The sequence below is a fragment of the Saccharospirillum mangrovi genome, from assembly GCF_003367315.1.
Lineage (GTDB): Bacteria > Pseudomonadota > Gammaproteobacteria > Pseudomonadales > Natronospirillaceae > Saccharospirillum > Saccharospirillum mangrovi.
Genome location: NZ_CP031415.1, coordinates 1,129,801 through 1,155,171, shown reverse-complemented (window position 1 = coordinate 1,155,171; position 25,371 = coordinate 1,129,801). Strand labels below are relative to the sequence as shown.

27 protein-coding genes and 1 tRNA gene are annotated in these 25,371 nt (G+C 59.6%); 11 read left to right on the top strand and 17 right to left on the bottom strand.

Features of this window, described 5'->3' with window-relative positions:
- Window positions 1–11: 11 nt before the first annotated feature.
- Both prpB and DW349_RS05500 read right to left on the bottom strand, forming a co-directional pair.
- Window positions 12–884, bottom strand: coding sequence for a methylisocitrate lyase (prpB, locus tag DW349_RS05505; RefSeq protein ID WP_108126921.1), 873 nt, complete (start codon window positions 882–884; stop codon window positions 12–14).
- Window positions 881–1,540, bottom strand: a complete 660-nt coding sequence (locus DW349_RS05500) for a GntR family transcriptional regulator (RefSeq protein WP_108126923.1) — start codon at window positions 1,538–1,540, stop codon at window positions 881–883. The genes prpB and DW349_RS05500 overlap by 4 nt, the downstream gene beginning before the upstream one ends.
- A 180-nt stretch (window positions 1,541–1,720) precedes the next feature.
- Here DW349_RS05500 and DW349_RS05495 point away from each other — a divergent pair, with 180 nt between their 5' ends.
- The 4 genes from DW349_RS05495 (at window position 1,721) to DW349_RS05480 (ending at window position 4,956) form a co-directional block, all read left to right on the top strand.
- Complete coding sequence (locus DW349_RS05495; RefSeq protein WP_157954435.1) at window positions 1,721–2,014, top strand: 2Fe-2S iron-sulfur cluster-binding protein; 294 nt, start codon at window positions 1,721–1,723, stop codon at window positions 2,012–2,014.
- Between the two features lie 9 nt (window positions 2,015–2,023).
- Window positions 2,024–2,503, top strand: coding sequence for a hypothetical protein (locus tag DW349_RS05490; protein WP_108126927.1), 480 nt, complete (start codon window positions 2,024–2,026; stop codon window positions 2,501–2,503).
- A gap of 90 nt (window positions 2,504–2,593) precedes the next feature.
- Window positions 2,594–3,844, top strand: coding sequence for an MFS transporter (locus DW349_RS05485; protein WP_108126929.1), 1,251 nt, complete (start codon window positions 2,594–2,596; stop codon window positions 3,842–3,844).
- A gap of 59 nt (window positions 3,845–3,903) precedes the next feature.
- Window positions 3,904–4,956, top strand: coding sequence for a GGDEF domain-containing protein (locus DW349_RS05480; protein WP_157954436.1), 1,053 nt, complete (start codon window positions 3,904–3,906; stop codon window positions 4,954–4,956).
- Here the strand turns inward: DW349_RS05480 and DW349_RS05475 are convergent.
- From DW349_RS05475 to DW349_RS05460, 4 genes are all read right to left on the bottom strand, one after another.
- Window positions 4,948–5,889, bottom strand: coding sequence for a DnaJ C-terminal domain-containing protein (locus tag DW349_RS05475; protein ID WP_108126933.1), 942 nt, complete (start codon window positions 5,887–5,889; stop codon window positions 4,948–4,950). The two genes, DW349_RS05480 and DW349_RS05475, sit on opposite strands and share 9 nt — an antisense overlap.
- Before the next feature lie 64 nt (window positions 5,890–5,953).
- Entirely contained in the window at window positions 5,954–7,297 is a 1,344-nt protein-coding gene (locus DW349_RS05470; RefSeq protein ID WP_108126935.1) for an amidase family protein, read from the bottom strand.
- A gap of 17 nt (window positions 7,298–7,314) precedes the next feature.
- Complete coding sequence (locus tag DW349_RS05465) at window positions 7,315–8,259, bottom strand: 2-hydroxyacid dehydrogenase (RefSeq protein WP_108126937.1); 945 nt, start codon at window positions 8,257–8,259, stop codon at window positions 7,315–7,317.
- Between the two features lie 67 nt (window positions 8,260–8,326).
- Complete coding sequence (locus DW349_RS05460) at window positions 8,327–8,899, bottom strand: TetR/AcrR family transcriptional regulator (protein ID WP_108126939.1); 573 nt, start codon at window positions 8,897–8,899, stop codon at window positions 8,327–8,329.
- Between the two features lie 148 nt (window positions 8,900–9,047).
- On the opposite strand from DW349_RS05460, the gene lpdA reads away from it, so the two are divergent.
- Window positions 9,048–10,478: a dihydrolipoyl dehydrogenase gene (lpdA, locus tag DW349_RS05455; protein WP_108126941.1), complete on the top strand. Its 1,431-nt coding sequence runs from the start codon at window positions 9,048–9,050 to the stop codon at window positions 10,476–10,478.
- Window positions 10,479–10,496: 18 nt separating this feature from the next.
- Here the strand turns inward: lpdA and DW349_RS05450 are convergent, their stop codons facing one another.
- On the bottom strand, window positions 10,497–11,504 hold the full coding sequence (locus DW349_RS05450; RefSeq protein ID WP_108126943.1) for an aldo/keto reductase: 1,008 nt from the start codon (window positions 11,502–11,504) through the stop codon (window positions 10,497–10,499).
- Between the two features lie 160 nt (window positions 11,505–11,664).
- Here DW349_RS05450 and DW349_RS05445 point away from each other — a divergent pair, with 160 nt between their 5' ends.
- Entirely contained in the window at window positions 11,665–12,582 is a 918-nt protein-coding gene (locus tag DW349_RS05445) for a LysR family transcriptional regulator (RefSeq protein ID WP_108126946.1), read from the top strand.
- A gap of 31 nt (window positions 12,583–12,613) precedes the next feature.
- On the opposite strand, the gene DW349_RS05440 is transcribed toward DW349_RS05445, so the two are convergent.
- Both DW349_RS05440 and DW349_RS05435 read right to left on the bottom strand, forming a co-directional pair.
- On the bottom strand, window positions 12,614–13,393 hold the full coding sequence (locus tag DW349_RS05440) for an SDR family oxidoreductase (protein WP_108126948.1): 780 nt from the start codon (window positions 13,391–13,393) through the stop codon (window positions 12,614–12,616).
- Window positions 13,390–13,728, bottom strand: coding sequence for a nuclear transport factor 2 family protein (locus tag DW349_RS05435; protein ID WP_157954437.1), 339 nt, complete (start codon window positions 13,726–13,728; stop codon window positions 13,390–13,392). Before DW349_RS05435 ends, DW349_RS05440 begins: the two co-directional genes overlap by 4 nt.
- 89 nt (window positions 13,729–13,817) lie before the next feature.
- Here DW349_RS05435 and DW349_RS05430 point away from each other — a divergent pair, with 89 nt between their 5' ends.
- Window positions 13,818–14,168: a winged helix-turn-helix transcriptional regulator gene (locus tag DW349_RS05430; protein ID WP_198650562.1), complete on the top strand. Its 351-nt coding sequence runs from the start codon at window positions 13,818–13,820 to the stop codon at window positions 14,166–14,168.
- A 135-nt stretch (window positions 14,169–14,303) separates the two neighbouring features.
- A complete protein-coding gene (locus DW349_RS05425) occupies window positions 14,304–14,720 on the top strand; it encodes a hypothetical protein (RefSeq protein WP_108126954.1) in 417 nt (138 codons plus the stop codon).
- Window positions 14,721–14,730: 10 nt separating this feature from the next.
- On the opposite strand, the gene DW349_RS05420 is transcribed toward DW349_RS05425, so the two are convergent.
- Window positions 14,731–15,534: an ABC transporter permease gene (locus DW349_RS05420; protein ID WP_108126956.1), complete on the bottom strand. Its 804-nt coding sequence runs from the start codon at window positions 15,532–15,534 to the stop codon at window positions 14,731–14,733.
- On the bottom strand, window positions 15,531–16,121 hold the full coding sequence (locus tag DW349_RS05415; protein ID WP_108126958.1) for an ABC transporter ATP-binding protein: 591 nt from the start codon (window positions 16,119–16,121) through the stop codon (window positions 15,531–15,533). Before DW349_RS05415 ends, DW349_RS05420 begins: the two co-directional genes overlap by 4 nt.
- Before the next feature lie 141 nt (window positions 16,122–16,262).
- Between DW349_RS05415 and DW349_RS05410 the strand changes: the two genes are divergently transcribed.
- The gene (locus DW349_RS05410; RefSeq protein WP_157954438.1) at window positions 16,263–16,787 is read left to right on the top strand and encodes a hypothetical protein; all 525 of its coding nucleotides are present in this window, start codon (window positions 16,263–16,265) and stop codon (window positions 16,785–16,787) included.
- A 227-nt stretch (window positions 16,788–17,014) separates the two neighbouring features.
- Here the strand turns inward: DW349_RS05410 and DW349_RS05405 are convergent.
- The 4 genes from DW349_RS05405 to DW349_RS05390 form a co-directional block, all read right to left on the bottom strand.
- A tRNA-Ser gene (locus DW349_RS05405) sits at window positions 17,015–17,102 on the bottom strand.
- 116 nt (window positions 17,103–17,218) lie between these two features.
- Complete coding sequence (gene queF / locus DW349_RS05400; protein WP_108126962.1) at window positions 17,219–18,049, bottom strand: NADPH-dependent 7-cyano-7-deazaguanine reductase QueF; 831 nt, start codon at window positions 18,047–18,049, stop codon at window positions 17,219–17,221.
- Window positions 18,050–18,071: 22 nt separating this feature from the next.
- Window positions 18,072–18,842 (bottom strand): ABC transporter permease, encoded by a 771-nt coding sequence (locus DW349_RS05395; RefSeq protein ID WP_108126964.1) that lies wholly within the window; start codon window positions 18,840–18,842, stop codon window positions 18,072–18,074.
- Window positions 18,839–19,774, bottom strand: a complete 936-nt coding sequence (locus DW349_RS05390) for an ABC transporter ATP-binding protein (protein ID WP_108126966.1) — start codon at window positions 19,772–19,774, stop codon at window positions 18,839–18,841. The genes DW349_RS05395 and DW349_RS05390 overlap by 4 nt, the downstream gene beginning before the upstream one ends.
- Before the next feature lie 221 nt (window positions 19,775–19,995).
- On the opposite strand from DW349_RS05390, the gene DW349_RS05385 reads away from it, so the two are divergent.
- On the top strand, window positions 19,996–20,427 hold the full coding sequence (locus DW349_RS05385) for a dCMP deaminase family protein (protein ID WP_108126968.1): 432 nt from the start codon (window positions 19,996–19,998) through the stop codon (window positions 20,425–20,427).
- Between the two features lie 31 nt (window positions 20,428–20,458).
- Here the strand turns inward: DW349_RS05385 and DW349_RS05380 are convergent, their stop codons facing one another.
- Both DW349_RS05380 and glpK read right to left on the bottom strand, forming a co-directional pair.
- Complete coding sequence (locus tag DW349_RS05380; RefSeq protein WP_108126970.1) at window positions 20,459–22,504, bottom strand: HAMP domain-containing methyl-accepting chemotaxis protein; 2,046 nt, start codon at window positions 22,502–22,504, stop codon at window positions 20,459–20,461.
- A gap of 163 nt (window positions 22,505–22,667) precedes the next feature.
- The gene (gene glpK, locus DW349_RS05375) at window positions 22,668–24,164 is read right to left on the bottom strand and encodes a glycerol kinase GlpK (RefSeq protein ID WP_108126972.1); all 1,497 of its coding nucleotides are present in this window, start codon (window positions 24,162–24,164) and stop codon (window positions 22,668–22,670) included.
- A 325-nt stretch (window positions 24,165–24,489) separates the two neighbouring features.
- On the opposite strand from glpK, the gene DW349_RS05365 reads away from it, so the two are divergent.
- Window positions 24,490–25,371 (top strand): carbohydrate ABC transporter permease, encoded by an 882-nt coding sequence (locus DW349_RS05365; RefSeq protein WP_232819375.1) that lies wholly within the window; start codon window positions 24,490–24,492, stop codon window positions 25,369–25,371.

The following is a 25,371-nucleotide window of genomic DNA, read 5'->3' as shown; positions in this document are numbered from 1 at the left end:
CTTTATTTCTGCTATTTCTTCGCATTAAACAACGCATCCAGCTTGGCTTCGTAATCGTGATAACCCAGCACGTCATAAAGCTCTTCACGTGTTTGCATGCGTTCAACCACGGCTTTCTGGTCGCCGTTGTCGACAATGCTTTGGTAAACCGCCAACGCCGCCTGACTCATCGCGCGAAACGCACTCAACGGATACAGCACCATGGCAACGCCGACCTCCGCTAATTCGCGTTGATTAAACAAAGGCGTCTGGCCAAATTCGGTGATGTTCGCCAGCACCGGCACGTTCAGGGCTTTGGTGAAGGCACGGTAATCATCGAGCGTGTGCACCGCTTCGGCGAAGATGCCGTCGGCACCGGCCTCGACACAGGCAGCGGCGCGATCAAGCGCCGCCTGCAAACCTTCCTGCGCAAAGGCATCGGTGCGCGCCATGATGAAAAAGCCATCGTCTTTGCGTGCATCAACACAGGCCTTGATGCGGTCAACCATTTCTTCGCTGGAGACGATTTCTTTATTCGGCCGATGCCCACAACGTTTTTGCGGTACCTGATCTTCAATGTGCACCGCCGCCACGCCGGCGCGTTCCATTTCGGCAATGCAGCGGGCGATGGAAAACGCACCGCCGAAACCGGTGTCGATGTCGACCAGCAACGGCAACTCACAGGCCGCGGTAATACGGCGCGCATCTTCGGCCACATCGTTTAACGTGGTGACACCCAGATCGGGCAAACCAAAGGACGCATTGGCGACACCGCCGCCGGACAGATAGATGGCGTCGTGGCCGGCACGCTCGGCCAGCATGGCGCTGTAGGCGTTAACGGTGCCGACAATCGGCAGCGGTTGATGCCGGGCCAACGCCTGGCGAAAACGGTATCCGGCGCTCATTGCGGAGCCTCCTCGGTGAGTTGTTCGAGCACGGCTCGCGCCGAGCGAATGTGGCGTTTCATCAGCAGGGCGGCGAGTTCACCGTCGCGCTGACGCAGTGCCTCGTATATGCGTTGGTGTTCTTCCAGCGCCTGGCGCGGACGGCGGCGATGGTGCGCCGACTGGTAACGAAACATCCGCACCCGCTGATACAGCTCATCGCACAGCAGGCTGATCAACCAACGGTTGCCGCTGGCCTGAATGATTTTGAAATGGAAGTCCAAATCGCCGTCCTGCTGAATGTAGAACTGGCCATCCTGGTCGTCCAGGTAGCGGGCGTGGCGCTCCAGCACCGCGCCGAGTTCGTCCAGATCGGCGTCGCTCATGCGGTCCACCGCCAGCTCGCAAGCCAGGGCTTCGAGGTTTTCGCGAATCTGATACAACTCGATCAATTCAGCCCGTTCAAACCCCACCACCTGCGCGCCCACATGCGGCACCTTGCGCACCAGCTTGCGACTTTCCAGTCGCGCCAGCGCTTCGCGCAACGGCCCGCGACTGATGCCCAGATCGTGCGCCAGGTCCGATTCGCGCAACCGGCTCAATGGCGCAATCTGACCCTGGATAATGGCGTCCAGCAGTTGTTGGTAGATGCGGTCGGTCTGGGTTCTGGCTTCCATGGATTGTCTACAATGTTTAAAAGTTCGGCGATTAAACGGCATCAAAACCGAGGCTTCAACCCTTATTTGTAGACAATTAGTCGCAGTGCAGTCGCGCTTCGCCGGTGTTGTGCGTCGCTGGTCGGACGCGTTAGCATGCCGTCCTGCCCTCTTCTGCCGCTGTGCCTCCGGGTATTTCCTATGAGTCTGGTTGAATTTCGTTTACTGCAAATGACACCCGAGCGCGTGCCCGGCGACACCGACCAGACGCTGTACGACGCCCTGGCCGAACAGGGCGTTGTGTTGCGCAAGGCGTGCGTTAACGGCGTTTGTGGCGTGTGCCGCTGTCGGCTGATGTCGGGTGCGGTGGACTATCGCGGCCGCCACCCTTATGGTCTCAACGGCGGCCAGCAGGCCGACGGCTGGATTCTGCCGTGCATTGCCTACCCCAAGGCCAACCTGAAACTGAACCATCTGCGATTGGACACCCGCTGAGACCAAGCGATGAGCCAGACCTATTTCGATCTTTATTACCGTGGCGACGTTCTGGACGGCTATTCGGCCGATCAGGTGCGACGCGATCTCGCCGTGCTGTTCAAGACCGACGACGCCCGCGTTGCGACCTATTTTTCCGGCCGCACCGAGGTCATCAAATTGCGCGTGGCAGAGGTGACGGTTGCGCGTTATCAGCGCGCGCTGCGCGACATCGGCGCCGAGCTGATTGTGGTGCCTGAAGGCGCGCCGGCACCGGCCGATCCACGCCCCATACAACCAACCGCCGCGCCAGTATCCATCGATACCTCTTCGTTAAGCCTGGCGCAGACCGGCGCCGATGTATTGGATGAGCGACCGCAGCAACCGGCGGCAGTAGCGGTATCCGGTTTGTCGTTGTCGGACACCGGTGCCGATTTGCGCGACACCACCGGCGCAGCCCAGGACGACGTCCCAAAACCGCCCGACACCAGCCATCTGACGTTGAAATAATCCGGCTGGCGACGCGGCCGATAGCCTGATTCAACTGGTCAAACGACGACGACGCGCCTAGCATGACGGCTTCTGTCAGATAGGTTCAGCATGTCGTCCCCGTCCATTTCCAAATCTCGTCGTACCGCCTTCAGTGAACCCGTTTTCCGCCCTTATTTTCTCGCTGCCTGCTTCGCCACCTTAGGCACCTGGATCGTGCGTTTTATGATCGGTTGGTTTGCCTGGCATCTGACCGAATCGGCCTTTTGGGTCGGCGCCGTCAGCGCGCTGTTGCTGGTGCCAACCTTTGCGCTGTCGCCGTTGTTCGGCGTGTTGTCCGACCGGCTCGACACCCGCAACGGCATCATCATCACCGCCACCTGCAACACCTTGATCGCCGTGACGCTGACCGCGCTCTATCTGCTCGGTCGGCTGAGCATTGAACCGCTGCTGCTGTTCGCACTGGCGTTTGGCAGCGTTACCGCCGCCCACCAGCCGATGCGCCTGGCGTTAATGCCGCGCATTTTGCCGCGCGAATTATTGCCCAGCGGCATCGGCTATTCGGCCATCGTGTTCAATACCTCACGCATCATCGGCCCGGCGTTGGCCGCCGCCTTGTTGACTGTCAGCGGCCCGTTCTGGGTGTTTGCATTGGCGACGGCCTTGTTCGTCACCACCGCCATTCTGTTGCGCCGTCTGCCCAACGCGCCGGCCGCCGAGCGCGACCAACCGGCCAGTGTGTTGAACGACATGGGCGCTGGTTTCCGCTTTATCGCCCAGACCCCGATGATCCGGTTGATTCTGGCGATGACGCTGGTCAACGGTTTGCTCGGCCGTTCGGTGACCGAATTACTGCCGGCGATTTCCGGGCACCTGGCGGGCGGCACGCCCAGCGCTTTGGCAACGCTGACCGCCAGCGCCGGCGCCGGTTCCATTCTCGGCGGCTGGGTGACATCGCGCCAAAGCGGCAATCCCGGTCGCATCAGTTGGTTGGTGTACCTTGCGTTGTGCGTCAGCGCATTGGTGTTGATGCCAGTTATTTTGTTGCACGGTCTGGTGGCGATGGTGCCGGTTATTTTTGTGTCGAGTCTGTTTATGACGGTCATCGGCACCGGCAGCCAGGCGCTGCTGCAACTGACGGTCGACAACGCCTATCGCGGCCGGGTGTTGAGTATCTGGTCGATGGTGAGTCTGGGTGCGCCGTCCATTGGCGCGTTCAGCATGGGCGCGGTCGCCGAATCATTCGGCTTTGGCTGGACCTTGTTGATATTTTCGTTGGTCGCACTCGGCCTCACGGCTTTGCTGTGGCAACGGCGTCATCGTTTTTACACGCTCGACGGCGCGACTCATTCCACCTCCTGACAGGCACGAACAGAGTTCAGCGTCTAAGCTGCAAACAGCCCTACCGAATAAGGATGCGCATGTTGCGTTCAGGCAAGACCCCGGAAGAAATCGAGCTGCAGCGAAAACTCCTGTTGATGCGTTTTTTTATCATCGCTGGCAATTTGGTGATGGTGCCTTTTCTGATCGTCTCGGTGCTGCATCAGCGCTGGGAATTAGCCACCATTCTGGCACTGATGATTGGCGCCACCGCCGGTCTGGTGGCTGGTGCGCACCAACGGCAACAAACCAAACTGACCAGCCAATTACTGTCGATTTTATTGTGGTTGTTTAACGTCTATTTGATCGTCACCGGCGGCCATGCCGGCACCGGCGTCTATTTCGCCTTTGGTCTGGTGGTGTTGATGATCATGATCGCCGGATTACGGCTGGGCGTTTATCTGGGTGTGTCGTTTTTGGTCGTGGCGGCAGCGGCGCAATTTTTTCACCCGCAGTTTGCCTATCACTACCCACAGGACGGCCGCGTCCGTCTGATTATTGCGCTGGCATTTTTAGTGGCGCTGTCGCTGATTTCCGAATGGATTCATTTGCAATCCTATCGGGCGATTAAGTTCACTGTTGAAACGCATCGCCAGAATTCGCTTACCGATCCGTTGACTCGTCTGGTCAATCGCGCCGGTTTGGAACGCAGCCTGGAACAATGGCACGACCCGCGCCAGCAGGCGTCGGTAGCGTTGATCGACATCGATCATTTCAAGCAAATTAACGACCATTACGGCCACGCCATTGGCGATCAGGCACTGGCGACGGTTGCCAAAGTGCTGCGCAATAATCTGAAGCAAAGCGACATTGTTTGCCGTTGGGGCGGCGAAGAATTCGTGTTGATTTTTGAGAAGTTGAGTCTGGCGCGCGCGGCCGATGTGGTTGATCAATTACGCGAATTATTGGCCGACCGGACCATCAATCTCGACGGCCAGGAATTGACCTTGCAATTCAGTGCCGGCGTTGCCGAATTTACCGGCAGCGCCGGCTTTGCTGCTGCACTGCAACTGGCTGACGCCCGCGTTTATCAGGCCAAACGTTCAGGCCGTAATCGCGTCGTCAGCCAGGACGAAGCTGCGCCGTCAGTCTGAGGTTTCCAGCTTGCGTCTGGGGTTAAAATCGCCCTGCAATTGACCCAGTTCCCGGTACAGTTGTTCGGCCGCTGCCGAATGTTTTTCCGGCAGCACCAGCTCCAATGTCACCACCAGATCGCCGGCCGGATTCTGGCCCAGACCGCGTTCTTTTAAGCGCAGTTTTTTGCCCGATGTCGAACCTTTGGGCACCGTTAAACGCACCGCACCTTGCAGCGTCGGCACCATGACTTTGGCGCCCAGCGCGGCTTCCCAAGGCGTGACCGGCAAGGTCAATTTCAGGTCGCGCCCGTCCACCTCAAAGCGCAGATGTTCAGCAAACTCAACTTCCAAAAACAAATCGCCCGCCGCGCCTTTACCAGCACCCGGTCCGCCTTGCCCGGCCAGTCGAATGCGCTGGCCCGGCAACACACCGGCCGGCACTTTGATTTTGAGTGTGCGCGTACGGGACTGACCCGGGTTCCAGCCGTCGTCGGGCAAACGCAAACGGATTTCGCGCTCGACGCCGTTGACCGCTTCTTCCAGCGTCAGACGAATGGGGTGAGTGACGTCCTGGCCGCGTTGATCGAACGCAGCCTGCCAGTTTTGACGACCGCCACGAGCGCCCATTCCGCCATTCATGCCGCCAAAGACGGATTCAAAAAAATCCCCGAACTGACGATTAAAATCGGCGTCGCTGTAGTGCCGCGACTGGCCGCGACCGCCCACGCCGCTGGCACGCAATTGCCGCAACTGATCGTATTCGGCGCGACGTTTGGCATCGCCAAGCACTTCGTACGCCTCGCCCACTTCTTTGAAACGGGCTTCGGCATCGTCGGCCTTGCTGACGTCGGGGTGATATTGCCGCGCCAGTTTGCGATAGGCCTTTTTGATCTCGGCTGCGTCGGCGCTGTCTGCCACGCCGAGCACGCGATAATAGTCTTTGAACTCCATAACGATTCTCCGCTGAGAGCTCTCATCTGCGCTGTAAATGTGATCTGTTAGCGCGGTTACAAGGTCAGCCTGCGGCCAGCGTTTCGAGCGTGAGCGCGGTGCGCAGCAGGCGTTCGTCGCCGCCCGGCAACGCCGTTAATTGTACCGAAGTTGGCAAGCCCCCGGCGTCGGTTCCGGTTGGCAACGCGACCGCCGGGCAAGTCAATAAACTGGCCGCCATGGTCAGGCGCAGCGCTTCCAGATTCACCTTGGCATAGAGTGCATCGTCGCTTAGCAGCGGCGCCAGTTCGGGTGCAACGTTCGCAACCGTCGGCGATATCAACAAGGCGCCATCGAGCTGCGCGGCCAAGTCCAACAGCAGTTGCTGGCGCGCGCGATACAGGCGAATGACGCGATCCGGCCCGGCGTCTTTGACGGTCAGTAAACGGTCGCGCACACGCGGGTCGAAATCGCCAGCCGGGCGCGATTCGATTAGGTCTTTGTATTCGGTGTAGGCCTCCATGCCGCCCAGCCAGCCGTTGCTGGCAATGGCTGCCAAGGCATCCTGAATGGCTGCGACCGGGCGACGAATCACGCGCACGCCGGCCGCTTCAAAACGCTCGGCGGCGGCCAGCAAATTGGCGCGCACCGGTTCGGAAATAAACGGATCGGCCAGGGCATCAGTGTCGAGAATGACGCGGATTTCGCTCGCGGCAACGGGCGCGCGATGTTCAACACGACCCAGACGCATGGCGTCGTCTACCGCCAGCACATCGGCCAACGTTCGCGCCAGTACGCCGAGCGTATCCATTGAACGTGACAACGGATGCACGCCGCCCATTTTGGGCCGGTCCATCGACGGCCGGTACGACACCAAACCGTTGAACGCGGCCGGAATGCGCAGCGAACCGGCGGTATCGGAACCAATAGCAGCGGTCACAATGCCTTGCGCCACGGCCATCGCCGAGCCACTGCTGGAACCGCCGGGAACGCGGGCCGGGCCGCTGCGCTTGAGCGTCGGCGTGCCGTAATGCGGGTTCAGCCCCAGGCCGGAATACGCCAGTTCAGTCATGTTCACCTTGCCGACCGACACCAGCCCGGCCTGCGTCGCCAGACGCACCGCTTCGGCGTCTTGCGTGGCCGGGGTGTCGTACAACTGGCTGCCCGCGGTGGTGACGGTGCCGGCCATATCGACCAGATCTTTCCAAGCAATCGGCACGCCGTCGATCGGGCTGAGCCGCTGGCCGGCCTGCTGACGCGCACGCGATTGTTCCGCTTCAAAGCGCGCCCGTTCGGACAGGATGGCGATAAAAACAGATTCGGACTGGGTCGCTTTGGCAAGCGCGGTTTCGGTCAACTCAACCGGGTTCAATCGGCCGCTGGCAATGCCTTCGGCTTGTTGCCAGAGCGTCGTTGGGGTGTCAGTCATGGAGTCCTCAAATGAATTCAAACGCGCCGATCGTGCAGCGCTTCGCTGCGCATCAGCCGGCGGATGTTATCGACACTGGCGTTCAGGATGCCGGTCACCGACCGGTCCGTCAGTCCGCCGACGTGCGGCGTTGCTACCAGATTGCAGTGGAAAATCGGATCGTTCGTATCGGGCGGTTCCTGCCAGAAAACGTCCAGCCCGGCGCCAGCCAGATGGCCCGATTGCAACGCCGCGAACAAGGCATCGCGCTCAATCAGTCCACCGCGACCGACGTTGACCAGAAAGCTGCCCGGCTGCATCTGCGCCAGGCGTTCGGCGTTGATCAGGCCGTGGCTGTCGGCGGCATCAGGCAAGGCCAGCACAACGATGTCGGATTCCGCCAGCAGGCGCGGTAAGTCGTCGCGGCCGCCGAGCCAGTCCAGACCGAAGGCACCCGCCAAAGCAGCATCGGCGCTGCGTTTGATGGCGCATTGGCGCACGCCGAACGGCGCCAAGCGCTGACTCAATGCCTGACCAATAGCACCAAAGCCGACCAGACCGACGCGTTTGCCAAACAGACTTTGGCCGGTCGGTTGCCCCATCAGACCGGCGGCGAGCGTCTGGGCGTGTTCCGGCGCGCGGCGCAGTAACGCCAGCATCAGATACATGGCGAGTTCCGCCACCGAATCGGCGTTGCCGGAACCGGCCGTTGGGACATTTGCCACGGCGACACCGGCGCGCTCGGCGGCGGCCAGATCGACGCCTTCGAGGCCCGCGCCCATTTGCTGAATCAGTTGCAACCGGTCGGCGCCCTCAATCAGCGCAGCATCGAGTTGGCTCATGGTCGGAATCACCACCTCGAAACCGGCAAGGCTGGTCGGGTTAAAACCGGTGGCGACGAATTCAACCTCCGGCAAGGCGGCTTGAAAACGCGCCAGAATTCCGCCCCAGGCAGTTTCCGGCGCGGCAAATAACACCCGCATACAGCAATGGACTCCTTGTGATCGTGGCGCGGCTTTCAGCAACCGGGTTGCACAGCAAGATGCAGGCCTAGTTCGCGGCCAGCGTTGGCGACGGTACCCCGACCAACTGCATCACGGCGGCGGCGGCGGCCTCGAAATAATCGATGTCGGTGAGGGTTTTCGAACCCAGCACGGCGCCTTGCAGCAGCGCCAGAATTTGCCGGGCGCGATTGGCCGGGTCGGCGTCGCCTAACTGTTGCAGAACGGCGCTCAGCCAATCGAGATTCAATTGATAAAACGACGACACACAACGGTTCACTTCATCGGGTAACGAATCTTTCTCTGCCGCCAGCATCATGCAGATGGTCAGACGATTATTGCCGGCGCGCAGCTCGCTGCCGTAGATGTCGACAAACTGCCGCAGCTGTTCCTGCGGTTCGTCGACGCGTTGAGAAATTTGTTCCAGCGCCCGCCCGAACCGCGCCTGATAACGGCTCGCCACGGCGACGCCCAGGTGCGTTTTGGTGGGAAAGTGGTAATGCACGCTGGCGCTTTTGATGCCGACATCGTCCGCCAGCGTGCGGAAACTCAGGCCGGCATAGCCGCGCGTGCGGATGGTTTCTTCGGCCCGCTCCAGCAGGCGTTCAGCAGTGGGATTCATGGCAGTTCACATTCGTTGGCGATGACAGTGGCTAGTGACCAGCGCAATCAAAAAACTGACCTAGCGGTCGGTAGTCTATTGACGCTCTGCCGGGCTGTCACTATAGTTCGCCTACCTATCACTAGATAGATAACGGAGGAATGCCGATATGACACAGACAACGCAAGCGCAATTGGTGGTTTTGGGCGGTGGCCCGGGTGGTTATTCAGCGGCCTTTCGCGCCGCCGATCTGGGCTTGCAAGTGACGCTGGTGGAACGCTACGAGCGCTTGGGCGGTGTCTGTCTGAACGTCGGTTGCATTCCCTCCAAGGCACTGCTGCACATCGCCGGCGTGGTCGAAGAAAACGAACATCTGGCGGAATTGGGTTTCGCTCCGCAGCAACCGGAACTGGCCGCCGTACAGCGCTTTCGCGACCAGACCGTGGAGCGCATGACCACCAACCTCAGCGCGCTGGCAAAAGAACGCGGCGTGACGGTGATTCAGGCTACTGGCGTATTTGAAGACAGCCACCAGCTGCGCCTGAGCCATGCCAACGGCACCGAGTCGCTGCTGCGTTTTGAACAACTGATTCTGGCGGTCGGTTCGCGCGTCGTGGCATTGCCCTTCCTGCCCAAAGACGAACGCATCTGGGATTCCACCGATGCGCTGAAACTGAGCCAGATTCCCAAGCGCCTGCTGGTAATTGGCGGCGGCATTATCGGTTTGGAAATGGCGACGGTGTATCGCGCCCTCGGCAGCGCCGTCACCATTGTCGAAGCCGCCGACCAACTGATTCCGGCGGCCGACTCCGACTTGGTGCGGCTGTACCAACGCCAGAACAAAGACCGTTTCGACATCCGCCTGAAAACGCGGCTGGACAGCGTAAGCGCCACCGAAGCGGCACTGAACGTCACCCTGACCGACGCCAACGACCAAAGCGTGAGCGCCGATTTCGATGCCATCCTGGTGGCCGTCGGTCGGCGTCCGAATGGCGATTTGATTCAGGCCGAGAAAGCCGGATTAACAGTGGATGACCGCGGCTTTGTGGCCGTCGATGAGCAGTTGCGCACGAACGTGGCGCACATTCTGGCGATTGGCGATCTGGTCGGTCAGCCGATGCTGGCGCACAAAGCCAGCCATCAGGGCCATGTTGCGGCCGAAGTCGCCGCTGGCGAACCGGCACGCTTTGCGCCGCTGGCAATTCCGTCCATCGCCTACACCCATCCGGAAGTGGCCTGGACGGGTCTGACCGAAAAAGAAGCCAAGGCGCAGGGCCTGAACGTTCGCACCGCGGCTTTCCCGTGGAGCGCCAGTGGCCGCGCGTTGGCGTCGGGTCAAGGCAACGGTCGCACCAAACTGATTTATGACGCCGACAGCGACCGTTTGATCGGTGCCGGCTTAGTCGGTGCGCACGCCGGCGAATTGCTCGGTGAACTGACATTGGCGCTGGAATTCGGCGCCAGCACTGAAGATCTGGCGCTGACCATTCACGGCCACCCGACATTGCACGAAACCGTCGGGCTGGCGGCGGAACTGGCCGGCGGCACCATCACCGATTTGCCCAATCCGCTCGCCAAGCGCCACCCCGCGACGGCCTGACGGTAATTAGGGCCGCGCTCAGATTGGCAGCGGTGCCAGCTCGGAAACCAGGCCGGCCTGACGCAGATCGCGCCAGAAATCAGCCGGGATAACGGCATCCAGCGCGGCCCGGTCTTCAGCAATCCGCTCCGGCTTGCTGGCACCGGGAATCACCGCCGCCACGGCCGGATGCGCCAGTGAAAACTGCAATCCGGCCGCTTTCATGCTGACGTTGTAGTGGTCGGCAATCGCTTTAATACGGGCAACGCGTTCGCGGATTCCCGGCGTCATGGGGGCGTATTCGAAGTTCGGGCCACCAACGAGCGCGCCGGAGCTGTAAGGCCCGCCGACAATAACGCCCAGTTGCTGCGCCACCACTTCCGGCATCAGCCGCTGCAACGCCCGGTCGTGATCGAGCAGGGTGTAACGACCGGCGAGCAGGAAGCCGTCCGGACGCGGGCCATCAAGCGCCAGCAGCAACTCAATCGGTTCGACCCGGTTAACGCCCAAACCCCAGGCGCCGATCACGCCCTGATCGCGCAAATCGTCCAACACCTTGAACGCCCCTTTGCGCGCGGTTTCAAACACGCTGAGCCAGTCATCGCCGTAAAAATCCTGCGCGACATCGTGCACCCAAACCATGTCGATGCGGTTGGTGCGCAGCCGTTTGAGGCTGTCTTCAATGGAACGCAAGGTGGCGGTGGCGGAGTAGTCGTTAACGATGCGGTTGGCCCGGCCGTACTTGAACACCTCGCCTTTTTCGCCCAGATCGCGGGCGCTGACGTCTTCCAGTTCATCCAACACCAAACGGCCTACCTTGGTGCTGATCACGTAGTCCTGGCGCGGTTTGTCGGCCAAGGCTTCGCCCAGGCGCAATTCGGCGAGGCCAGCGCCATAAAACGGCGCGGTATCGAAATAGCGGATGCCGTCTTGCCAGGCAGCGGCCACCGTGGCCAGGGCTTCGTCTTCGGGAATATCACGAAACATATTGCCCAGCGGGGCGGTACCAAAACCCAAACGACCGGGCAGTAATTGTTGAACAGTCATCGATCTCTCCTTTCCTGCAACGTCATCATCTCAGTGCCGGACGTCGAGTTTGGCCGTCGCGGCACGCCATTGGTTTGGAACGACGCCATCATGGTCGTCCATCACAACATACGACCAATTTATTTCTTGAATTTAAGATATTTTCAAAGAATATATCTTGATGCGATACGACCTGAATCTCCTGCCCATTTTGCTCGCGCTCATTGAAGAACGCAGCGTCACCCGCGCCGCCGATCGGCTGGGCATGACGCAACCCGCCGTGTCCAACGCCCTCACCCGGTTGCGCAGCTTGCTGAACGATCCGCTGTTCATTCGCGAACGCTACGGCATGCAACCCACGGCCAAAGCGATGGCGCTGGCGCCGGTGATTGAAGCCGCGTTGGGCGACTTGGATGAAGCGATTCTGGAGCAACAGGATTTCAATCCGCAGCGCGCGGAGCGGCAATTTGTCATCGCGCCAAACAGTTACGCCGAACTGGTGCTGGCGCCGTTGATTGTGTCTCGCATGCGCGAACAGGCACCGGGCATTCGATTGCGGCTGACGCCTTACGGCAGCGACCTGGCCGAGACCGGCGTTATTTCGGGCGAAACCGCACTCGCCATCGGCCGGATGGTCGATCCGCCCGACAATCTGGTGGTGCAGCATTTGATGGATGAAACGCTGGCTTGCGTGGTGCGTGCCGACCACCCGGAAGTAAGCGATCGGTTAACGCGACCGCAGTACGAGCGCCTGAAGCACGTCAATGTGTTGCCGCCTGGGCGCCTGCGTGCGGGTTTGTTTCAGGCCCTGGAACGGCAACAACTGAAGCGGGAAGTGGCGGTATCGGTCACGCATTTTCTGGCGGTGCCGGAAATCATTGCCGTAACGGATTACTGCGCCACCCTGCCCAGTCAGGTTTGTCGGCGGCTGGCAGACGATCCGCGCTTGAAAATCCTGCCGCCGCCGGTCGATCTGGGCACCTTTCCGGTCGATATGGCCTGGCACCGGCGCTACCGCGATGACCCGGCCCACCGCTGGTTGCGCCTGCTGATTCTGGCGGTCGCGAATTCGGTCGCCCGGCCGGAACGCGCTGAATAGCCGGACGACGAACCTGCGTTCGTCGGTTCTGTCAGGCCGTCGGCACGGTGCCGCCGTCAATCCGGAATTCAGCGCCGGAAATGGCAGCGGCGCGATCGGACACCAAAAACAGAATCAAGTCGGCCACTTCTGCGGGCTTGGCGGGCCGACCCAATGGAATGCCGCCGAGTGCGTCCATGATGATTTTCTGGCCGCCGGCGTAGTCAGTGCCGGCATCAGCGGCGGTGCGTTGCACCAGATGCACGGCGCCATCGGTTTCGATCCACCCCGGCGATACGCGCACCACGCGCACGCCTTTGGGCGTCACTTCTTTCGACAGGCTTTTGCTGTAGGTCGACAAGGCCGCTTTGGCCGCCGCGTAAGCCGTGGTGGAACCGGGCAGCGGCAACTCGCGCTGAATGGAGGTAACGTGAATCACCACGCCCGATTTCTGCGCCAGCATGGCGGGCAACAAGGCACGGTCCAGGCGCACCGCCGGCAGTAAATTCAACGACAACTCCGCTTGCCAGGTCGCTTCGTCCAGCGCAGCAAAGCCGCCAGGATGGGCGGTCGATCCGCCGACCAGATGAATCACGATATCGACCCCGCCCCAGTGTGCCAGCACCCAGTTGGATACCGTGTCGCAGCCCGCCGTTGTGCTGACATCAGCGGCGATAAAGTGCGCGTTGGCGGGCAATGTTTCCGGCTCGCGTCGAGCCGTCGTTACAACCTCAGCGCCCTGCGCCACCAGACGTTCGACCAGAACCGCGCCCACGCCTTGGGTACCGCCAGACACCAGCACGCGCTTTGCCGTCATATCCATTGCCGTCATGCCGCGACGATTTCCAGCCGATCGATCAAGCCGTCGACCAACTCAAAACGGTAGCGCAACACCACCGGGCTGCCGGGAAACGAACCTTCCACCCGGGCGTTGACGAAGACAGCCGAGGCATCGCTGTCCGTCGATAACGGTGTGGCGTGATGCTGGTAACGTGCGCGGGTGTCGCGCGCCCAATCGGCTATGGCAGCGTGGCCCTGGCGCCATTCGCCTTCGTCTTTTACGCGTGCGTCAGCGGTGAAATGGCTCACCTGGGCATCGATATCGCCAGCGTTGGCGGCGGCAAAATACGGCGCCAGTGGAGGCGGCAGTTCAACATTAATGGTCATAAAAACAGGCTCCTCACAGTTCGAGGTCGCCATGCTGATCTGTACTCTATAAAATGACAAGAACCGACAAAAAAGTATGGTACTTACCCATGAGTAAGAAACACAATTTTACGCGGGATACCGCCGCCGAAGGTGTCGAAAAAGCATTAAAGATGCTGGAAGGCCGCTGGAAGCTGATCATTCTGTTCCATCTGTTCGGCGGGCAGGTGTTGCGGTTTTCCGATTTGGAAAAAGCCATCGACGGCATTTCCCAGAAAATGCTGATTCAGCAACTGCGGCAATTGGAGAACGACGGCATCGTCCGCCGCATCGTGCACCATCAGGTACCGCCGAAAGTGGAATATTGTCTGACTGACTGGGGGCAATCGCTGTGCCCGGCGCTGGACGCCCTGCTCGACTGGGCCGCGCAACAGCCCGCCCAGACTGAAACAACGCCCTGAGCAACGCCCCCACCTGAACCCCCCGCTCAAGTTTCCTCTGCCGGAACCGACACATTAGGTAACTCCGGCAGACACGGACGTGTAGTCGCCAGAACACATCGGCCTCGGCCGACCCTCTGCTCTGGGAGACTGACCATGTTCCGACCCTGGATACTTTTACCCTTCACAATTGGCAGCGTTTACCCCGCCGACGGGCTCGAAATTGAACTGGGCGTTGCCACCCATCACTGGGTTTCCGAAGGACTCTACGAAGATAACCGCCTGGTGGGCACCGGCTACAAACGCTGGGAAGCATCGACCTTCATCAATTCCTTTGGCGACCGATCCTACAGCGGCAGCTATCGCTGGGATCTGTTCCGGGGGCTCAGCGTCAGCTCCGGCATCATTCATGGTTATGGCGTCAACGCCACCTGGTTTCCGATGCGTATCGATGACGAAGTGGTGTTCGTCTCCCTCAACGCCGAAACCTTCATGCAAGCCCCAGTAAACCTCCGCCTGCGTGTATTGGGCGAGGCGACCATTCTCTCCCTGGTGGTTCGGCCTCCGGTGTAACCCGCGGCTGTTAACCCCGGCTGGACCGTAACCGGTCCAGGCGCAGGCGCTGACGGGCATCAAACAACCGCCGACTGGCCAGATTCACCGCAAACAGCGTCCCGAAGCCGGAACCCAGGGTGATGCCAAACATAATCATGATCTGGTATTTCACCGCCAGCGACGGCGCGCTGCCGGCGAGAATCTGACCAGTCATCATGCCCGGCACGCTCACCACACCGGCAGCGGCCATGGCATTGATGACCGGAATCAGCCCCGAACGCACCGCAGCCCGGCGAATGTCGCTCAGCGCCTGTGGTGCCTTTTCGCCTAGCATCAAGCGCGCTTCGATCACAGCGCGTTGCCGCCAGGCCGACTCGGTCAGACGGTCCAGCGCCAGGGTCACTGAATTCATGGTATTGCCGAGCAACATGCCCAGCAGCGGAATGGCGTATTGCGGCTGGTACCAGGGGTCGGGGCGAATCACGACGGCCAGCATCAAAATAGTCACGCTGAACGCCGAAATGAACATCGACAGCGTACCGATGCCGAACCCCCAACCGCCTGTGAGCGGTCGCGATTGCCGCACCCAGACTTCACGCCCGGCAATCACCAACATGCCCAGAGCCAGCAACGCCACCCACAGCAACGCACCGACCGCGAACAACGCCTCCAGCACCAAACCAATCAGCGACAACTGCACCGCCGTGCGCAACGCTGCCACCACCAGACTGCCACTCACCCCCAAACGCGCCGCCCACAGGGTGGCCGCCAACACCAGTAATAAAGCCGCTACCAGACACAGTTGCCAGACGCTCAAATCGATAACGTTCATACGCTTACCGCCTCAGCCGAACGGCCGAACGACAGGCGTTGATCCGCCACTCGCTGTAATTGCGCGGTATCGTGCCCGACCCAGATGGCGATTTTCTGCTCACGGCGAATCAGGCTTACCAGCCAGTTTTCCACCAGAGAGCGACTGCCTTCGTCGAGGTTGGCGGTCGGTTCATCGAGCAACAAAACGCGCGGCTGATACGCCAGTGCCCGCAACAACGCCAGACGCTGCTTTTCGCCGGTAGATAACCGATCGACCGACCAGTCGGTGGGGTCCGACGCAAACCCCAACGCTTGCCAGTCGTGCACTCTTTGTTGCGGAAAATGCTCAGCCACCGAATCGAACCACCACTGACTTTCCGCCGGCACCAACATCACCTGGCGGCGCCAGTCGTGCGCGGCAAAGGCCGATTGCGGTTGATCGTTCAAACGCACCTCGCCCTGGTGCGTATCCAGGTCGGCCAGGGCGCGCAGCAAGCGCGATTTACCGCAGCCCGAGGGACCAGACACACCGAGAATCTGGCCGGGTGTGAGTTCAAGGGTGAGTGGGTTGAGTCCGGGGATGGTCAGTTGAATCAGTTGCAACATCGGGCAGCGCCTAGCGAAGAGGCGGACGACGATGGGGGTTTTCCGCAGTGGGGTCAAGTCGGGCTGAAGCGTGATCGCGCGCTACCAAAAATGTGAAGCAGGTCTACTTTTAAAACACCCCGGCACCAAGGTCTGTCGCCCGTGACTCAGCCCTTACCTTGTTTGCAACCACGCCCACCAACCGCCTTATTTGCGTTACTGGCGGCCCTGATGCTGCCGGCGCCAGGCCAGGCGGACGACTTTGAAATCGAAATGGGCCTGGCGACCCACCATTGGATTTCCACAGGCCTGTACGAAGACAACCAACTGATTGGCACCGGCTACCACAATTGGGAAATCGCCACCTTCGTCAATTCGTTCGGCGACCGATCCTACAGCGCCGGTTATCGCTGGAATTGGCCGGGCTGGCTCAGTTTGAGCACCGGCGTCATCCACGGTTATCGCGAAAATTCCAATTGGTTCCCGCTGCGGGTCGATGACGAAATTATTTATGTAGTACTCAATGCCGAGCCAAAATTCGACGGCCCGCTGGGCGTGCGACTGAGGGTGTTGGGCGAGGCGACGATGCTGTCGGTGGTGGTGCGGCCGATTGGGAAACGGCACCGGCTGAAGGTGACCGGGGATGTGAATTTGAATACTGAAGGTGTTAAAGCGGCGCTGAATTGAGATTGAGTGAAGTGTCGGGTGATCAGAATGAGCGCACAAAACCAAAGACGGAGATATAGGCACGCCCGGTCGGGATGGACTGAGGTGCTTCGCACCTCACCCTTCGGGCGCCTGCGGCGGTCCTGGACGCTGGGCGTCCAGTCGAACCAGAGGGTTCGTCCACACCGCCCGCAACTGACAGAATTAAAAAAGCCCCCGGCCTTTTGGGCCGGGGGCTTTTTTAATTCTGGCGGTGAGGGAGGGATTCGAACCCTCGATACGTTTCCGTATACACACTTTCCAGGCGTGCGCCTTCGACCACTCGGCCACCTCACCATACACGCTGTCGCCACACGCGGCGCAACGGCGGCGAACTCTAGCGGATCGACCGGGCCAATGCAAGTTTTTCAGGGAAAACAAGCGCTTAGCTGCGATCCGTTTGTTGACGACGGCTATTGTCGAACCAGCCGGCGGTTGTCGGCTTCGAACGCTGGGTCGTTGCTGCGGTAAGGGTTGATGTCGAGTCCGCCGCGTCGAACGTAACGGGCGTACACGGTCAATTGTTCGGTGCCGCAGTGCGCACGCAAATCCTGAAAAATACGCTCGACGCATTGTTCGTGGAATTCGTTGTGCTGGCGGAAGGAGATCAGGTATTTCAGCAGCGCAGCGCGGTCGAGTTTGGGGCCGTGGTAGTCGATGACGACGCTGCCCCAGTCCGGTTGGCCGGTAACCAGACAGTTGGATTTGAGCAAGTGGCTGTTGAGCACTTCGTGCACCGGCTCGCCCGGCAGCGTCGCCAACAATGTCGGGTCGGTCTGGTATTGATCAGTCTCGATGTCCAACTCGTCGATGTTTTCGCCCGGCAGGGCAAAGATGTCTGCGCTGTGGCCCATCTGGCCGAGCGGTACCAGCGTGACCCTTACTTCGGCACCGGCGGCGTTGCTCAAATCGGCGGTCATGGTTTCGGCGACTTCGCGCAGGCTGGCGAAGTGGCTTTGGTTGAACGAGTTCAGATACAGCTTGAACGATTTGGATTCGATCAAGCGCGGCGAGTCGGCCGGAATGAAAAACTCACCCAGCGCCACCACCGGCTTGCCTTTGGGGTTCAGCCAGGACAGCTCGTAGGCGTTCCAGATGTCGACACCACGGAACGGCAGCGCCGCGCCATCGACGCCAATTTCATCGCGCTTGCCTTGTCGGTCAATTGGGAACAGCAGGCTGGCGTCGTATTCGCAGATGTAGGCGCTGGTTTTGCCCAGTGGGCTTTGTTCGGGTGTCGACATGGTTATCTCTTTTTCAGTCAGCTCAGTTACGCAAACCACGGCCGGTGTTGAGCAGATACAACGCCCAACCCATCAGCGCCGCCAGGAACACAAACAACATGCCGTAGGCGAACGACAGCGAGATGTCGCTGATGCCAATAAAGCCATAGCGGAAGGTGTTCACCATGTACAAAATCGGGTTCAACTTGCTGACCCATTGCCAGACGTCCGGCAACAGCGCGACCGAATAAAACACTCCGCCCAAATAGGTCAGCGGCGTCAGAATAAAAGTCGGCACAATGGACACGTCATCGAACTTGGTGGCGTACAAACCGTTGATCAAACCGGCGGTTGAGAACACCACGGCGGTCATCAGAATCACACTGAGCAAGACCCACAGATTGTGCACTTGCAGATGGGTAAACCACAGGCTGAGCAACAGTACGATAACGCCACAGGCCAGGCCGCGCGCCACACCGCCGAACACAAAGCCGAGCATAATCACCCAGTTGGGCACCGGCGATACCAATAATTCCTCAATGGATTTTTGGAATTTGTTGGAGAAAAAACTCGAACTGACGTTGCCGTAACTGTTGGTGATCACCGACATCATGATCAAACCCGGCACGATGTATTGCATGTAATTCACGCCGTCCATCGAGCCGATGCGGCTGCCGATCAGATTTCCGAAAATGATGAAATACAACACCATGGTGATGGCGGGCGGCAGCAATGTCTGAATCCAGATGCGCATAAAACGGCGCACTTCTTTAGACAAAATGGCGTAGAAAGCGACCCAATACGGATGGTTCATGCAGCGCTCTCCTGATTGGGTTTTTTCGACGTCAGATCCACAAACAATTCTTCCAGTCGGTTGGTTTTCGGACGAATGCTGGTAACCACCAGACCGTGCTGTTGGAACTGGGCGAAGACATCGTTCAGGTTTTCGTCGTGAGCCAGATCGAATTCCAGGCTGCCATCGTCGGTCAGTCGGCAGTTGTAGCCGTTCAGCGTGGGCGCTTGCGTCAGCGTCTGGTCCAGGTCGGCGACGAAGGTGGAGCGTTGTTTATCTTGCAGCAGTTGCCGGGTTGGTGCCTGGGCGATGATTTCACCGCGATCGATGATGGCGATATTGCGGCACAGGCTTTCGGCTTCTTCCAGATAGTGCGTGGTCAGAATGATGGTGGTGCCTTGGGCGTTCAGATCGCGCAGGAATTGCCACATGGAGCGGCGGATTTCGATGTCCACGCCGGCTGTCGGTTCGTCCAGAATCAGCATACGCGGTTCGTGTACCAGCGCCCGGGCGATCATCAAACGACGTTTCATGCCGCCGGAGAGCATTCGCGCTGGCACATCGCGCTTGTCCCATAAATCCAGTTGCTTCAGATATTTCTCCGCACGCACGGCGGCCGGCTTCGGTTTGATGCCGTAATAGCCCGCTTGCTGGATCAGGATGTCGTCGACTTTTTCGAACGGATTGAAATTGAACTCCTGCGGCACGACGCCCAGGCTGCGCTTAACCGCTTCGCGCTGGGTGTCCAGATCAAAACCGCAGACGCGAACCTGGCCGGAACCTTTGTTCACCAGCGAAGACACAATGCCGAGGGTGGTGGATTTGCCGGCGCCGTTGGGGCCGAGCAGTGCGAAGAAATCGCCTTGGGCAACGCTCAGATCAATGCCTTTGAGCGCTTCAAAGCCATTGTCATACACCTTGCGCAGTTGCTGAATATCGAGGGCTAAGGTCATGAAACTCCCGTGAAATGCGGGCCGGTTCTGGGGGTGGGCGAGCCAGTTAACCGGCGAAAAAACGAGGCCTATAAGTGGTAGCGCGAGGGGTCGATTTCAATGGCGCTGGCGTGAATCGGCGGCCGTTGCACCATCGCATCACGCTGACAGGCGGCAGCCTGGATTTACGCCGCTGTGCGGGTCTGCTACAAACGCAGCACGAAAATCCAAGGAGAGCCGAGATGGCCAGCAAGTGGGCAAGTCGATTTTTTCAGATGGCGGAACTGGTTGGCTCCTGGAGCAAAGACCCGTCGACGCAGGTCGGCGCGGTCATCACCCAAGGCAACCGGGTGGTGTCACTCGGGTTTAACGGTTATCCGCATGGGGTATCGGACCGTGCCGACACCGAAGACCGCGATCTCAAATACGCCAAAACCATTCACGCCGAAGAAAACGCCATCCTGTTTGCCAAGCGCGATCTGGCCGGTTGTGAAATCTGGGTGACGCATTTCCCCTGCCCCAACTGCGCCGCCAAGATTATTCAAACTGGCATTGCCGTGGTGCATTGCCCGGAGCAGAACGCGGATTATCTGTCGCGCTGGGGCGATAAGGTGAAGATCAGCGAGTCGATGTTTGCCGAAGCTGGCGTTTCGGTGCACTGGGCCAAAGCCTGAAGCCTGGCCCTACCTATACCGTCAGATACCGTCAGACCTTAAATTGCTGCACCGCCTGGTCCAGATCGCGCGCCACGTTCTGCAACTGGTGCGTTTGTTCCGCCGCTTTTTGCGCGCCTTCTGCGGTGCCTTCAGACACTTCGCGAATGGCAACAATGTTGCGGTTGATCTCTTCGGTGGTCGCACTTTGTTGTTCTGAGGCGGTGGCGATCAGCATGTTCAGTTCGTTCAGATGCGTCATCGCTTCCATAAAGCGCGCGAAGCGTTCCTGCGCCGAACGCGCCTGTTCGGCAACATCCTGAGTCGCCGCCTGGCTGGTTTCGATCACCGCTACCGCCGATGCCGATTGCTCCAGCATCCATTCAATTTTGACGCGAATTTCTTCGGTCGAAGCCTGAGTGCGGCCAGCCAAAGTACGCACTTCGTCGGCCACAACGGCAAAACCTCGGCCTTGTTCGCCAGCCCGGGCCGCTTCAATGGCGGCGTTCAGCGCCAGCAGATTGGTCTGTTCGGCGATGCCACGAATAGTCGCCAGAATGTCTTCGATGCTGGTGACGCCTTCGTCCAACCGCCGAATTACTTCAGCCGCGCTGGCCATTTTTTCTTCCAACGCGCTGACGGCGGTCATCGTTGCCTGGACGGTGGTGTCGATGACGCGGGCGTCCTGTTCGCTGTCGCGCATTTCCCGGCTGGCGACTTCGGCATTGCTGGCGACTTCGCGAATCGACGAGGTCATTTCGTTGATGGCGGTAACCACCATGTCGAGTTCGGTGCGCTGACGTTCAACGCTGGCGCGGGTCTGGTCGGAAATGGCGGTGGTGTCGTGCGCTACCTGGCTCAGCGTCTGGTTGTGCGCCTGAATGCGGCCGATCATGCCGCTCAGGGTTTCCACCAATTGTTCGGTTGCCTGGCTGATGTCGCCCAGTTCATCGCGGCTGTGGCGGCCGAAACGGGCGGTGAAATCGCCCTCGCCGACTTGCGTCATATAACGTCGCAACCGTTTCAGCGGTTGGCGAATGGACCGCACCACCAGCACCGACACCAGCACACAGAACAAAACGGCGACCGCCGCGACGGCGATCAGCGCCAGGCGCGACCGTACCACTTCATCCTGCGCGCGCGAGCCGATGGAACCGGCGGCGGCATCAACCCGCGCCGCAATGCGGCTGAGCAATGCGACTTCGGTGCTGAGGCCATCCTGAGTCTGACCGACGCCGGTGCGCAGCGCGGCTTTGATTTGCAGGAAATCGTTCTGCAACGGCGCGAGGCCTTCATTGGCGGTGACTTTTTCCACCAACTGACTGACCAATGGGCCAAGCTCGCGCTGGAATTCGCCGATCACCGGCTCCTGACGGGCGCGCGCCATCATCTGAAACCCGACCCGGCCGTAGTCGTTGGCAAAGTCGCGGAAGTTGTCCTGGGCTTCACGAAAATCGGTCAGCGTATTGACCAAAGCCAGTTCGCGCGCCCAGGCGGAGCCGCGCACCACCAGATCGCGAATGTCGTACAGCAGCTCGCTGTTGTCGGTGCCTTCAACGGCATCAAGGTAGGTGGGAAAGACGGCATCCAGATCACCAATGACGGTCTGCAAATCAACGCGAATGGCGGCAATCTGCTGTTGCGCCTGCAACGACTGGCTGTAAATGCGCATGTTTTCACGAATGCTGTCGAATAAAGCCTGACTGCGCTCGACGATTTTTTTCAAATCGCGGCGACTCGCCTCGAGTGTGCCTAAGCGGTCCAAATGCTCGCCCAGCTCGGCAGCCTCGTTGGCAAACGCCACTGTCGTGGCATCGAAATCCGCTTCCAGTCGACCCAACTGCTCCGCATCCAGAGTGTTGTAGTGTTCGATGGCGAGGCTGCTGATTTGCAGCAATTCAATCTGCAAATCGCCGACCGATTTCTGCGCCGGCGCGGCACCGGTCACCACCCGACTGACGCCGCCGTTAATGCGATCCAGACCGAGCGCACCCAGCACGACCACGGCAATGATGGCCAGACACAAGACCGCAAACGCCAGATTCAGCCGCGAAGCCACATTCAATTTCAGGCCAGGCTTGATCGAACCCCACTTCATAGTCGATACCTTCTTTATTAGGCGAACCTTTTATTAAGTATTCCGTTACTGATGCATCTGTACTGGGTTGGCGGGGCAGCGCCGCTATCCAAGCCGCTGTATCAAGGCGGACTGCTATAGATAACGGCGTTCGTCGGATTTTCTGAAGCCACTCGGCCGGATGTTAACCGTCGTGACTGACTTGCCGCACCCCCTTAACTGCCCGCTGCCAGCCGGCGTAAAGCCGGTCGCGGTCCGTCGCTGGCATTTGGGCATCGAAACGTCGATCGCATTGCCAGTAGGCGGCAATGTCGTCCAAAGAAGTGTAAAGGCCCGATGCCAATCCAGCCAGAAATGCGGCGCCTAATGCCGTGGTTTCAGTCACGGTGGGTCGATCAACCCGGGTGCCGAGGATGTCGGCCAGAAACTGCATGGTCCAGTCGTTGACCGCCATGCCGCCATCGACGCGCAAGCCTTCCAGCTCTTTGGCACCGTCGGCACGCATGGCGTCCACCAGATCGCGGGTCTGGTAGGCGACACTCTGCAAACCGGCCGTCACCACTTCGGCAATGCCGGAATCGCGTGTTAGCCCTACCACGGCGCCGCGCGCATCCGGATCCCAATAAGGCGCACCCAGGCCAGTAAAGGCGGGCACCAGATACACCGCCTGATCCGGCCCCACCTGTTCCGCCAGAGCCGTCGAATCGGAGGCTTTGTCGATCAGTTTCAAACCGTCGCGCAACCACTGCATGGTTGCCCCGGCCATAAAAATAGACCCTTCCAGCGCGTAGGTGACTTCGCCGTTCAACCGATAACCGACCGTCGTCAACAACTTGTTGCGCGACAACAACGGCTTCTTGCCGGTGTTCATCACCATAAAGCAGCCGGTGCCGTAGGTGCTTTTCACCATACCTGGCTGATAGCAGGCCTGGCCGAACAGAGCAGCGTGCTGGTCGCCGGCGATGCCGCGAATCGGAATGGCGGCGCCGAACAGGCTGGGATCGGTGTTGCCGTAGTCAGCGGCGCAGTCTTTGACCGTCGGCATCATGGACGCCGGTACGTCGAGCATGTCCAACAGAGCGCTGTCCCAGTTTTGAGTGTGAATGTTGAACAACAGGGTGCGCGAGGCGTTGGTGGCGTCGGTGGCGTGTTCAGCACCACCGGTCAGCCGCCACAGCAGAAAGCTGTCGACGGTGCCGAAGGCGAGTTCGCCGCGTTCGGCTCGTTCTCGAGCGCCATCAACGTTGTCCAGAATCCAGCGAACCTTGGTGCCGGAAAAATACGGATCGAGCAACAAGCCGGTCTTTTCGGCGACCCAGGCGGCATTGCCAGCGTCGCGCAGCTGATGGCAAAAATCGGCGGTGCGGCGGTCCTGCCAGACGATGGCGTTGTACACCGGCTCGCCGGTTTGTTTGTCCCATACCAGCGTCGTTTCACGCTGATTGGTAATGCCGATGGCGCGGATTTCCGAGGCCTCCATACCGGCCTTTTCCAGCACCGAACGACACACGCTGACGGTGCTCTGCCAGATGTCCTCCGGGGCGTGTTCCACCCAGCCGTTGCGCGGAAAGATTTGCCGGAATTCCTGCTGAGCACTGTGCAGCGCCTGACCATCACGATTGAACAGGATGGCGCGCGTACTGGTGGTGCCTTGGTCAATGGCAAGCAGGGTGTCGGACATAAGGACTCCTTCGGTTTTTATTGTTGATCAATAACGGGGCGGTACTTAACGGTGCCGGTGCGTCATTTGCGTTGCGGCAGTGTACCGCTTCAAGCCTCAACCGACAGTGACAGTTGTCGCCATTTACGCCAAATCTGAAAACGATTTCATTTCATACACCCCACACAATCAGGGCTAAGAGGGCCATATTATATATTCGAATAAGCCGAACGGGCGCGGATTGAAAAAATTCTTGAAAACGTTTCCAAGGCTCACCATACTCGTCCACCAACGGGCCAGCCAAGCGCCCGAACATAACAACAACATTCATAAGTAGGAGTGCGTCGTGCACGACTTTTCCGGCACCGATCGTTGGCAACGCCTCACGCCCTGGCTGTTCATGCTGCCGGCCATGCTCTTCTTTCTGGTCTATGTAGTCTCGCCCATCCTGCAAAGCATCTGGATCAGCTTTTTCGATTGGGATGGTTTCGGCGACAAGGTGTTCATCGGCCTGGGTAATTACGTCGAGCTCACCGAAGACCCGCTGTTCTGGACATCGCTTAAAAACAACATCCTCTGGCTGGTGTTTTACATGCTGGCGGTGCCGCTGGGTTTGGGTGTGGCGCTGTTTCTGAACCAGCAAGTGCTCGGCATTCGCGCGGTCAAATCCTTATTCTTTTTTCCCTTTGTGATTTCTCAGGTCATCGTTGGCGTCGTCTTCTCCTGGTTTTACGACCCCAGCTACGGCCTGCTGCAAAAAGCGCTGGGCCTGTTCGGCATGGGTCCACTACCGATTCTCGCCGACGAAACCATGGTGACCTACGGCATCATTGCCGCCGGTCTGTGGCCGCAAATCGCCTACACCATGATTTTGTATCTGACCGGCCTGAACAATTTGAATCCGGAACAAATTGAAGCTGCCCGCATGGACGGCGCCCACGGCTGGAAAATGCTTCGGCACGTCATTATTCCGCAATTGCGTCCGGCCACTTTTCTGGCGGTTGTCGTAACCGTTATCGGCGCACTGCGTTCATTCGATCTGGTCGCCACCATGACTGGCGGCGGGCCTTACGGCAGTTCGTCCGTACTGGCGTTTTTCATGTACGAACAAGCCATTTTCAATTACCGCATGGGCTACGGCGCGGCCATCGCGACGGTGCTGTTTGCCATCATGCTGATCTACATTTCTTTCTTCCTGTGGCGCATGCTGCGGGCCGAGCGAGGCTAA